This window comes from Mesorhizobium sp. M7D.F.Ca.US.004.01.2.1 (genome assembly GCF_003997785.1).
GTDB classification, from domain to species: domain Bacteria; phylum Pseudomonadota; class Alphaproteobacteria; order Rhizobiales; family Rhizobiaceae; genus Mesorhizobium; species Mesorhizobium loti.
Map to the genome: position 1 here is coordinate 1 of NZ_RZRQ01000200.1, position 11364 is coordinate 11364.

At 63.0% G+C, this 11364-nt stretch carries 12 protein-coding genes; 9 read left to right on the forward strand and 3 right to left on the reverse strand.

Going from position 1 to position 11364, the window contains the following annotated elements; genetic code table 11:
• The 4 genes from EN993_RS23410 to EN993_RS23425 all read left to right on the forward strand — a co-directional run.
• The coding region (locus EN993_RS23410) for a response regulator transcription factor (RefSeq protein ID WP_164757770.1) at nt 1-616 on the forward strand (616 nt) is incomplete at its 5' end.
• Nucleotides 617-665: 49 nt separating this feature from the next.
• Nucleotides 666-2081, forward strand: coding sequence for an ATP-binding protein (locus tag EN993_RS23415; protein ID WP_109659799.1), 1416 nt, complete (start codon nt 666-668; stop codon nt 2079-2081).
• A 206-nt stretch (nt 2082-2287) separates the two neighbouring features.
• Nucleotides 2288-3310, forward strand: a complete 1023-nt coding sequence (locus tag EN993_RS23420; RefSeq protein WP_109659797.1) for a glycosyltransferase family 1 protein — start codon at nt 2288-2290, stop codon at nt 3308-3310.
• Between the two features lie 162 nt (nt 3311-3472).
• A complete protein-coding gene (locus EN993_RS23425) occupies nt 3473-5140 on the forward strand; it encodes a hypothetical protein (protein ID WP_164757771.1) in 1668 nt (555 codons plus the stop codon).
• Between the two features lie 30 nt (nt 5141-5170).
• Here the strand turns inward: EN993_RS23425 and EN993_RS23430 are convergent, their stop codons facing one another.
• From EN993_RS23430 to EN993_RS23440, 3 genes are all read right to left on the reverse strand, one after another.
• Nucleotides 5171-5530 carry a tRNA-binding protein gene (locus EN993_RS23430; protein WP_109659793.1) on the reverse strand — a complete coding sequence of 120 codons (360 nt, stop codon included), beginning with the start codon at nt 5528-5530 and terminating at the stop codon, nt 5171-5173.
• Nucleotides 5531-5543: 13 nt separating this feature from the next.
• Nucleotides 5544-6044, reverse strand: a complete 501-nt coding sequence (locus EN993_RS23435) for a YbjN domain-containing protein (protein ID WP_013893499.1) — start codon at nt 6042-6044, stop codon at nt 5544-5546.
• Nucleotides 6045-6388: 344 nt separating this feature from the next.
• A complete protein-coding gene (locus tag EN993_RS23440) occupies nt 6389-6691 on the reverse strand; it encodes an accessory factor UbiK family protein (protein WP_109659791.1) in 303 nt (100 codons plus the stop codon).
• A 168-nt stretch (nt 6692-6859) separates the two neighbouring features.
• Between EN993_RS23440 and lgt the strand changes: the two genes are divergently transcribed.
• From lgt to EN993_RS23465, 5 genes are all read left to right on the forward strand, one after another.
• Nucleotides 6860-7714, forward strand: a complete 855-nt coding sequence (lgt, locus tag EN993_RS23445) for a prolipoprotein diacylglyceryl transferase (RefSeq protein ID WP_127264939.1) — start codon at nt 6860-6862, stop codon at nt 7712-7714.
• Nucleotides 7711-8814 (forward strand): class I SAM-dependent methyltransferase, encoded by a 1104-nt coding sequence (locus tag EN993_RS23450; protein WP_127264940.1) that lies wholly within the window; start codon nt 7711-7713, stop codon nt 8812-8814. The genes lgt and EN993_RS23450 overlap by 4 nt, the downstream gene beginning before the upstream one ends.
• A gap of 125 nt (nt 8815-8939) precedes the next feature.
• Nucleotides 8940-9734: a peptidoglycan editing factor PgeF gene (gene pgeF / locus EN993_RS23455; RefSeq protein ID WP_127264941.1), complete on the forward strand. Its 795-nt coding sequence runs from the start codon at nt 8940-8942 to the stop codon at nt 9732-9734.
• Entirely contained in the window at nt 9734-10885 is a 1152-nt protein-coding gene (locus EN993_RS23460; protein WP_127264942.1) for a Xaa-Pro peptidase family protein, read from the forward strand. The genes pgeF and EN993_RS23460 overlap by 1 nt, the downstream gene beginning before the upstream one ends.
• A 43-nt stretch (nt 10886-10928) precedes the next feature.
• On the forward strand, nt 10929-11364 hold a 436-nt coding region (locus EN993_RS23465; protein ID WP_127264943.1), incomplete at its 3' end, for a hypothetical protein.

Consider the following 11364-nt stretch of genomic DNA (forward strand, 5'->3'; position numbering starts at 1 on the left):
GTATCTGACCGAAAACGGCTTTCGCGTCACCGTCGCCGGCAATGCAGGCGAAGCCAGGCGCAAGCTTGCCGGCCTCGACTTCGACCTTCTGGTGCTGGACGTCATGATGCCTGGCGAGACGGGCGTCGACTTGACCAAGTCGCTGCGGGCCGAAAAGAACGTACCGATCCTGATGCTGACGGCGCTGTCGGAGACCGACAGCCGCATCTCAGGGCTGGAGGCCGGCGCCGACGACTATCTGCCAAAACCCTTCGATCCGCGCGAGCTGATCCTGCGCATCAACAACATCCTGCGCCGCGGTGGCCCTGCCACCACGCCCAAGGTCGAGCAGCTGGTCTTCGGCCCCTACACCTTCCAGATCGCCAGACGCGAATTGAAGCGTGGCGGCGAGGCGCTGAAGCTGACCGACCGCGAGCAGGAGATCCTGGCGATCTTCGCCGCGCGGGCAGGCGAGACGATACCCCGCCACGAGCTTGTCGGCGACGATTCGGAAGTCGGCGAGCGCACCATCGACGTCCAGATCAACCGGCTGCGCCGCAAGATCGAGCGCGATCCGTCCAATCCGGTCTGGCTGCAGACCGTACGCGGTATTGGGTATCGGCTCAGCGTGGAATAGAATGCCGCCTGCGGCTGGCTGAACGGCTGCGGGCAAGCGAAAAGAGCGAATGGCAACCACGGAACTGGAACAGCCGGGCAATGGCGGCTTGAGCGCACGCGCCACGCGGACGCTGAAGGCGGTGCCGCGCGCTTGGAACCGCTTCTGGCGCCTCGTCTCGCTCTACATGCCAAAGCGGCTCTATGCCCGCTCGCTGATCATCGTCATCGCGCCGATGATCCTTCTGCAATCGGTCGTCGCCTTTGTCTTCATGGAACGCCATTGGGCAACCGTGACGCAGCGCCTGTCGCAGGCCACCGTGCGCGACATCGCCGCCATCATCGACCTGATCGAAACCTATCCGCGCGACGCCGACTACACCAACATCATCCGCATCGCCCAGGACCGCATGCAGCTGAAGGTCGACCTCTTGCCGCCCGACCCGCTGCCCGCGCCCGGCCCAAAGCCGTTCTTCTCGATTTTGGATGATGTTCTGTCGTCCGAGATCACGCGCCAGATCAATCGACCGTTCTGGATCGACACGGTCGGCAATTCCAACATCGTCGAGGTGCGCGTCCAGCTCGAGAACAAGGTGCTGCGCGTCTTCGTGCGCCGCAGCCAGGCCTATGCCTCGAACACCCACATCTTCCTGATCTGGATGGTCGGCACCTCGCTGGTGCTCCTGATGATCGCCATTCCCTTCCTGCGCAACCAGATCCGGCCGATCCTGACGCTTGCCGAAGCCGCCGAAAGCTTCGGCAAGGGCCGGCCGATGCCGCGCGATTTCCGGCCGCGCGGCGCCGAGGAGGTCCGCCGCGCCGGCTTTGCCTTCATGCAAATGCGCGAGCGCATCGAGCGCCAGATCGAGCAACGCACCGCCATGCTCACCGGCGTCAGCCATGACCTGCGAACCATCCTCACCCGCTTCAAGCTGCAGCTTGCGCTTTCCGGCGGCAAGGCCGAGACCAAGGCGGCGCTCGACCAGGACATCGACGACATGCAGTCGATGCTCGAAGGCTATCTCGCTTTTGCCCGTGGCGAGGCTTCGGAAGACGCCGGACGGTTCGATCTCGAGGCCTATTTCGAGAAGCTCGGCGAGGAAGCCAGGCTGCGCAAGCGCAAGCTGTCGACGACGCTTGCCGGCGACCCCGATGTGCATGTGCGGCCGAACGCCTTTGCCCGGCTGATGTCCAACGTCATCGGCAACGCCTTCCGCTATGCCAAGACGGTGGAGGTCAACGCCACCCATGGCCGCGGCTCGCTTCTGGTCACCATCGACGACGATGGTCCGGGCATTCCCGCAGACCGGCGCGAAGACGTGTTCAAACCGTTCGTGCGGCTCGACGAGGCCCGCAACCTCGATGCCAGCGGCACCGGGCTCGGCCTGTCGATTGCCCGCGACATCGCCCGCAGCCATGGCGGCGACATCACCCTCGACGACAGCCCGCTCGGCGGACTTCGCGCCGTCATCCAGGTTCCGGCATAGTCGGCGGAGGACGGGCTTCATCCGCCCGTCATGAAACCATGGTCAAGAGCGCGCATGAAGCGCGCGACCTCAATTGATTCGGCCCTGCCGCCTCACTTCGACCCCGTGCCCGCCCGGGTGCGCTGGAGCGAAGCGAGAGCCGCAGGCTGGTCGCCGTTCCGGCATCGTCTCAAGGCAACCGTCGACCTTTCCTGCAAAGGGCCGCCATGCGCATACTGATGGTCACCGACGCCTGGCGCCCGCAGGTCAACGGCGTCGTCCACACGCTGGAGCGGCTCACCGAAACGCTGAAATCCTTCGATGTCGCGGTGGATTTCCTGACGCCCAACATCTTTCGCACCTTGCCCCTGCCGACCTATCCCGACATAAGGCTGGCGCTGACCACGCCCGGCCATGTCGCTCGCCTGATCGAAGCCGGCAAGGCGGACCACATCCACATCGTCACCGAGGGTCCGCTCGGCATCATGGCGCGGCGCTATTGCCGCAATGCCGGCCGGCCGTTCACCACCAGCTACCACACGCGCTTTCCCGAATATCTCAGCGCCCGCCTGCCGGTGCCGGAAAGCTGGGCTTATCGCTGGCTGCGCGATTTCCACAATTCCGGCCAGGGCACGCTGGTCGCCACCCAGTCGCTCGCCGACGACCTTTCGGCGCGCGGCTTCACCAAGCTGCGGCCGTGGACGCGCGGCGTCGACACCGATCATTTCCGCCCTGACAAGAAGAAGGATCTCGGCTTCCCCGGCCCGATCTTCCTCTGCGTCGGTCGCGTCGCCATCGAAAAGAACCTCTCCGCCTTCCTCGACCTCGACCTGCCGGGCAGCAAGGTTATCGTCGGCGAAGGCCCCGAGCTTGCCAGGCTGAAGGCGAAGTACCCGCAGGCGCATTTCCTCGGCCATCGTCCCAATGACGAACTGGCCGAGATCTATGCCTCGGCCGACGTCTTCGTCTTCCCCAGCCGCACCGACACCTTCGGCAACGTCATCATTGAGGCGCTGGCCAGCGGCACGCCGGTCGCCGCCTATCCGGTGACCGGGCCGATCGACATCGTCGGCGATGGCTTTGGCGGCGCGGTCTCCAACGACCTGCGCGAGGCCTCGCTCGCCGCGCTCAACGTCGACCGCGCGCAGGCACGCGAACGCGCCATGCGCTACAGCTGGAAAGCTTGCGCGGAAATGTTCCTCGACACGGTCGAGGAAGCGCTGGGCACGACGCGCAAGCTGGCGGCCTAAGCGTGCGTCAGATCAAATGATTCAAATGATAATGCAGTCCAAGACTGTATAATCATCGACAGCTAATATAAAGCGCGCCGCCATCTCACCCTCCCAAAGACATGGAGAATCCATAATCTTTGTCGGCGACTCAAAATTTACCATTTCTACCTACATTGCGGCATGTTCGAAGCAACAGCCTCCAACAAAATCAACAGTTACACGAGCCATTTCATCAGGCCCGAAGGTATCTTGCTGATTGTTCTACTGGTGATGGCTCTCTTGCCAGTACTGCTCGTCGACATACCGGCTATGGCAGACTATCCAAATCATCTCGCAAGAATGTCGATCCTGATGCGCGCCGGCACGCCCGGGGCCCATCCCTACTATGAAGCCGCGTGGGCACCCTACCCTAATCTAGCCATGGATCTCATTGTCCCGTTCGCTGGACGCTTGATCGGGATCGAGTTGGCATCAAGGCTCTTCTATCTGATCGCGCAAATGCTGGTCGTTAGCGGAGCAATGGCCGTCGGAGCGGCCGCGCAGGGGCGTGTGATCCTCAGCGGCTTCGTTGCTTCGCTCTTCCTCTACGCCATGCCTTTCGCTTTCGGATTCGTGAATTTCGAATTCGCGTTCGGGATCGCTCTTTGGGCCGTCGCGGTCTGGATTTGGCTCGCGGAAAGACCTTTGCCGCTGCGCCTCGCCATCCACGCCGTCTTCGTCGTGGTTCTGTACATCTCCCACTTATTTGCCCTCGGCCTGTATGGCATCGTGGTGGGGCTGTACGAGCTCTCGCGCTGGCCCGACCATATTGAGAACTGGAAACGCACGATCTTGCTGGTTGCCGGAATGGCTGCTCCCGTCGTCGCAGTTGGCGCCCTGGCGCTCGCCTTCGGCGGCAAAGTGGGTGGCGAAGGAACCGAATGGGCCCTGTCCGCAAAATTGGTAGCACTGGTTCAAGTCAACGGCTTCAGCAGATACACTTCCTCAGCCGTGACGGTGGTGCTGACCATTCCCACTTACCTTGCGGTGAAGCACAGGATGGTGACGGTCTCTCGCGTCGGCTGCTGGATAGGCATTGGGCTCCTGTGCCTGTTCATTATCATGCCGTTTCGCATTGCAGACACGGCCTTTGTCGACGGGCGCGTTCTTCTGGCACTTATTCTGATCCTGCCAGCTTTCGTCACGATCAAGTGTCCGCAAGGCCCGCGCAGAACACTTTTCGTCGCGCTGGCGTTTGGCGTCGGGCTTGCAAACAGTGGCATCACGATCTGGGCGCAATTGTCGTGCCGCAGCGAATATCGTACGCTTATGACCGCGTTCGACGCCATTCCAATGGGCTCGCGAATCCTTACCGGCCAGAATGGCTCTCCAGACGACCCACCAACGAATCTGCTCCTTTATCCAATGTACAATGCTGCCGCGTTGGCCGTAGTCACACGCGATGCTTTGATGCCAACGCTGTTCACCTATCCGGGAAAACAGCCGGTGAGGCCCCGGCCGGAAGTAGCAAACCTGACCGTACCGCAAGGCGGGCCTATCCCGATGTCTGAGCTGGAGGCCTACGCCGCTGGTGCATCCCCACCGGTCGAGGCGGCGTATGCAGCGCATTGGACCCGTGACTTTGACTATCTGCTGGTAATCGGGCCGGAGAGTGGCCCGCCACGACACGGCAACCTTGAATTAATCGCCGAAGGCAAGCAGTTCAAATTATACAGGATAAGGAAATTGGTCGACGCGGACAGGAAAGCCGATGATGTTCACGCGCGCCACTCCTGTCACGTCATCCGCATCGAATCCATGCTGAAGCATCAGCCGAAAAGGATTATCAATCTATCCCGGTTCGCCTGAAGGCGTGGGTTCTGATCCTCAGTTGGGATCCTAAAACAGCCGCCCGCCATCCGGCACCTTGCGCTCGATGGCACCGAGCACAACGGCGCCCTCCTCATCGGGAAAGCCGAGCGTCAAAACTTCCGACATGAACGGGCCGATCTGGCGCGGCGGGAAATTGACCACCGCGAACACCTGCCGGCCGATCAGCGTCTCCGGCGCATAGTATTTCGTGATCTGCGCCGACGATTTCTTGATGCCGATGTCGGTGCCGAAATCGATCTTCAGCTTGAATGCGGGCTTACGCGCCTGCGGGAACGGTTCGGCCTCCACGATCGTGCCGGCGCGGATATCGACACGATCGAAATCGGCAAAACTGATCTCGGGCTTGCGCTCGCTGCTCGAACTCATCTTGGTCTTTAACTCAGGCGTTGCCGTAGGTCTCGAACAGCACGCCGGCCAGTGCGTCCTTGGCCGAGGTTCCGGACCAGACAACGAACTGGAAGGCCTGGAAATAGCATTCGCAGGCTTCCAGCGCCGACGACAGCAACACTTCAACCTGCTGGCTCGACGGCTCGACCCCGCCGGCCAGAAGCAGCGACTGGCGGAACATGATCGCGCCCTCCTGCTCCCAGAGGTCGAAATGGCCGAACAGCATCTGCTCGTTGATCAGCGACAAGAGCCGCATCACTTCCAGCGCACGGGTCTCCGGCACCTTGATGTCGAAGGCGCAGGCCAGGTGCAGCGCCTCGAAATCCTCCATCCACGAGAAGGAGACGTGATAGTCGGTCCAGCTTCCGGCAACCGAGATCGAAATCTCGTCGTCGCCGGCCCGCTCAAAGGACCAGTCGTTGTTGTGGGCCACCTGCTCGATAACATCCACCGGATGGATTTCGCGGGAGAATTCGAGTTCGAGAAGTTCCATGGAATGCTTCCTGTCGTTCTGTACGAGCGCGCCACACGCTCCGCGGGAGGGCACACACAACGAACAATCTTGTCTAGAACTCGGACGGTCAGGACTTTCTTCGCGCAAAAGACTACTTCTCGACACAAAGACCCCAGACCGGACCCCACCGCCCGGCCGCATGACCCTGCTCCGAATCATGCAACAAATTCAGTCTATTGATCGGGAGTCGCGTGAACAGCCCAATTTTTCGCACTGCGTCATTCGCATGTGGAAAGCCGCTGTCACAAAGATTCATGCAATGCCGTTAAGCGATTCACGGCAAAGCGCTTTTCAGGATCGGGCTATGTGGAAAAGTTTAACGATTATTTTTTTGCGCGGGGCTTGGCCGCCGCCGCTGGTGCGGCGTCACCGGCCAGTTCGGCAAGCTTCGCCTCGAGCGCCTCGATGCGGGCGGCAAGGCGGGTGTTTTCTTCCCGAGCCTTGGCGGCCATCTCGCGCGCGGCTTCGAACTCTTCGCGCTGCACCACGTCCATGGTGTTGAGAATGCGTTCGGCCTGCCCCTTGAACGCGGTCTCCACCTCACGGCGCACGCCCTGGGCGGCGCCGGCGGCGTCGGTCATCAGCTTGGCGAATTCATCGAGAATGCGGTTCGGTCCGGTCGACATGGCAAATCCTCGCGCTTGCTTGAATTGAGTTAGTGGCGCTGCGCGCGGAATGCAAGAACGTTGAAGGCAGCTGCGGCATCAAGTCGGGAGCATCTACCTTGCCTTGACCCTGCCAAAACCCTGCCGCATGGTCCGCGCCCAAGCGCGATTGCAACCGAGAGTTCCCCGTTGAACGAATATTTCCTGCTGCCCCTGGCTTCCTTGCCCTTCCCCAACATCAACCCGATCCTCATCCAGGTCGGACCGCTGGCGGTGCACTGGTACGGTGTCGGCTACATCGTCGGCATCCTGTTCGCCTGGTGGTACGCCAAGCGGCTCGCCGCCAATGCCAGGCTGTGGCCGAACGGCGTCCTGCCGATGAAGCCGGAGGACCTCGACGATTTCATCGTCTGGGCGGCCATCGGCGTCGTGCTCGGCGGCCGCACCGGCTATGTGCTGTTCTACGACCTGCCGCGTTACATCGCCCACCCGCTCGACATCTTCGCCGTCTGGCAGGGCGGCATGTCGTTCCATGGCGGCCTGCTCGGCGTCATCCTTGCCATGACGCTGTTCTCCATCAAGCGCGGCATCCGCACCTGGTCGCTGTTTGACGTCGTGGCGGCCGGCGTGCCGGTCGGCCTTGGCCTGGTGCGCGTCGCCAATTTCATCAATTCCGAGCTCTGGGGCCGGCCAACCGACATGCCGTGGGCGTTCGAATTCCCCAATGGCGGGCCGTTTGCCCGTCATCCGAGCCAGCTCTACGAGGCGCTGCTCGAGGGCGTGGTGCTGTTCCTCGTGCTGCGCATCCTCACCCATTCGCGCCTCAAGCTGAAAACGCCGCGCTTCGTCGGCGGCGCCTTCATCTGCGGCTATGGCCTGTCGCGCATCTTCGTCGAGTTCTTCCGCGAGCCCGACCAGCAGCTCGGCTATCTCCTCGGCACCAACTGGCTGACCATGGGCATGATCCTTTCTACCCCGATGGTGCTGGCCGGTATCTGGGCGATGCTGACCGCCAAGCCGGTGGCACAGCCGCAGCCGGCATGACACGGCTGAAAACCCGCATCGTCGACCTGATCGAGGCCCTGGGGCCGCTTCCCGTCAACGAATACATGGCGCTGTGCCTGTTCGACCCCGAGGACGGCTACTACACGACGCGCGAGCCCTTTGGTGCGGCCGGCGACTTCATCACCGCACCCGAGATCAGCCAGATGTTCGGTGAACTGGTCGCTGTGTGGATGTACCAGGCTTGGGCAGCGAGCGGCCGGCCGCTGCCGGCCACCATCGCCGAGATCGGCCCCGGTCGCGGCACGCTGATGAAGGACATGCTGCGCACGCTGTCGCGGCTTGATCCCGATCTGGCCAACGGCGTCATCTTCGCCATGATCGAGACCAGCCCGCGCCTGACAGAGGTCCAGCAACAGACGCTTGGCGTCACACCTTTCGCGGTTCGCTGGCACGAGACCATCGAGACCTTGCCGCAACAGCCGCTGTTCATCGTCGGCAACGAGTTGTTCGACGCCGTGCCCGTCCGCCAATTCGTCCGCGCCGGTGCCGGCTGGCGCGAGCGCATGGTTGGCCTCGATGACACCAATGACCTTTGCTTCTTCGCCGGCGCCGGCTCGGTCGACCCGACATTGTTGCCCGCCGATGCAACTGAGGCGCCGCAAGGTGCGATCGTCGAAATAGCGCCTGCCCGCACCGCACTGATGGCAGCCATCGCCGAGCGTATATCCCAGGAAGGCGGCGCCGGCCTGTTCCTCGACTATGGCCATCTCCAGCCGGGTGTCGGCGACACGCTGCAGGCCTTGCGCAGCCACAATCACGAAGATGTGCTGGCCAATCCCGGTGAGGCCGACCTCACCACCCATGTCGATTTCGCCGCCCTTGCCGCAACCGTGCGCGCGCATGGCCTCGACGCCCATCTGTCGACGCAGGGCGACTTTCTGCTCGGCATGGGCATTCTCGAACGCGCCGGCCGGCTCGGCGCCGATGCCGACCAGGCGGCACGCGACAAGATCGCTGAAGCCGTCGAGCGCCTCGCCGGGCCGCAAGCGATGGGCGATCTGTTCAAGGTGCTTGCCATGCTGCCGCGCGGCGTGGCCGCCCCACTCTCAGCAACGACGCCATTTGCCACGGCGGATTGACTTTTCACCGCCGTCCCTCCCAATCTCCCGTCCGGCGAAAGAGCGGCCAACCCGCCTGCTCCGCCTTCTTTTCGACGAAGCACCTTTTTCTTGACGAAACCGCCCACACGGACAACAACGCCCGCATGTTGAATCAGACCAAACCGGATCCCGTTCGGTCGCCGCTGCTGGACAAGGCGCAGGCACAAGGCATCCGGCACGGCTATTTCACCCGCATCGGCGGTGTCTCCAGCGGCATCTATCAGGGCCTCAACATCGGCACCGGATCGGACGACGACCGGGCGCTGGTGGCCGAGAACCGCGGCCGCGTCGCCGCCTGGATGGGCGTGCCGGCGAGCCATCTGTTGACCGCCTGGCAGATCCATTCGCCCGACGTCATCATCGTCAGCGAACCCTTTGCCGACGAACGGCCCAAGGCCGACGCCATCGTCACCGATAGGCCCGGCATCGCCATCGGCGCCTCGACCGCCGATTGCGGTCCGGTACTGTTCGCGGATGCCGAGGCGCGCGTCATCGGCGCCGCACATGCCGGCTGGAAAGGCGCCTTCACCGGTGTGCTCGAGAACACCATCCTCGCCATGGAAACCCTTGGCGCCCGGCGCGACAACATCGTCGCCGTGCTCGGCCCCTCGATCGGCCCTGGCAACTATGAGGTCGGGCCGGAATTCATCGCCCGCTTCGTCGAGGCCGACGCTGAAAACATCCTCTATTTCGCACCCTCGGCAACCCCCGGCCATGCGATGTTCGACCTCAACCGCTACACGGTCGACCGGCTGGCCAAGGCCGGGGTGACGGCCGAGGGCCTCGGCCGCTGCACCTATGCCGAGGAAGATCTGTTTTACTCCTACCGGCGCACCACGCACCGCAAGGAACCCGATTACGGCCGGCAGGTTTCGGCAATCGTTTTGGAGAGGGAATAATGGCGTTGCATTTTGAACGATCGGAATTTGACGCGCGGCGCGACCGGCTCATGATCGAGATGGCCGAGAAGAAGCTCGACGCCATCCTGCTGTTCGCGCAGGAAAGCATGTACTGGCTGACTGGCTACGACACATTCGGCTTCTGCTTCTTCCAGTGCCTGGTGGTGAAGGCCGACGGTTCGATGGTGCTTCTGACCCGCTCGGCCGATCTGCGCCAGGCGCGCCAAACCTCCATCATCGACAACATCGTCTTGTGGACCGACCGCAACGGTGCCAATCCGGCGGTCGACCTGCGCAATCTGCTCAACGAGCTCGACCTGCTCGGCGCCCGCATCGGCGTCGAATACGACACCCACGGCCTGACCGCCTTCAATGGCCGACGGCTCGACGAACAGTTGCAGACCTTCGGCCAGATCGCCGATGCGTCCGGCATTGTCGGCCGGCTGCGCCTGTTCAAGAGCCCGGCCGAAATCGCCAAGACCGAGAGGGCCGCCAACCTCTCCGACGATGCGCTCGACGCGGCCCTGCCGCTGATCAAGCAGGGCGGCGACGAAGCCCTGATCCTGGCCGCCATGCAAGGCGCGGTCTTTGCCGGCGGCGGCGACTATCCGGCTAACGAGTTCATCATCGGCTCCGGCGTCGACGCGCTGCTGTGCCGCTACAAGGCCGGCCGCCGCAAGCTCACCAAGAACGACCAGCTGACGCTCGAATGGGCCGGCGTCTTCAACCACTACCATGCGCCGATGATGCGCACGGTGCTGACCGGCAAGGTGTCGAAGCGCCATCAGGAACTGTTCGACGCCGCGCGCGCAGCACTTCTGGCCGTCGAAAAGGTGATGATGCCGGGCAACAGCTTCGGCGACGTGTTCGATGCGCATGCCCGCACCATGGAAGCGCACGGCCTGACCAAGCACCGGCTGAACGCCTGCGGCTACTCGGTCGGCGCCCGCTTCACGCCGTCCTGGATGGACATGCCGATGTTCTACCAGGGCAACCCCGAACCGATCGCGCCGAACATGACGCTGTTCGCCCACATGATCATCATGGATTCCGACACCGAGACGGCGATGACGCTTGGCCGCACCTACCTGACCACCGAATCCCAGCCCAAGCCGCTGTCCCGCCATGATCTCGACTTGATCGTACAGTGAATCCATAATGGGAGGCGTTCTTCGCCAAGGAGTTAGAAGGCAAATGAGACGATCGCATGTGACGACCGTGTCATTGCTTGTGGCATTGGCTCTTGCCGCCTGCACCAACGCAAAGGACGTGCTTGAACCGTCGGCCATCACCCCGCCGGCGACGTCGGCACAGACGCTGCCCGCCACGTCAGGCAACACGGCAGCCACGGTTCCGGCACCGGCCGGCACCACGGCGGGCGCTCCTGCAACCGCCACCACCCCGGTCACATCTGCCCAAAGCGCTGCGATCCTGTCGAAGACCCGCCTACAGATCGCGCCGATCGTCGGTGCGTCGGTGGAAGCGGCGACACCGCTGACGGCGGAGTTGCAGACGCGCGCCAGGCAGCGCGGCATCACGCTCGCCGGCAGCGCCGACCAGACCGCGACCCATGTGCTGAAGGGCTACTTCTCGACAATGTCGGAAGGCACGGACACCACCGTCATTTATG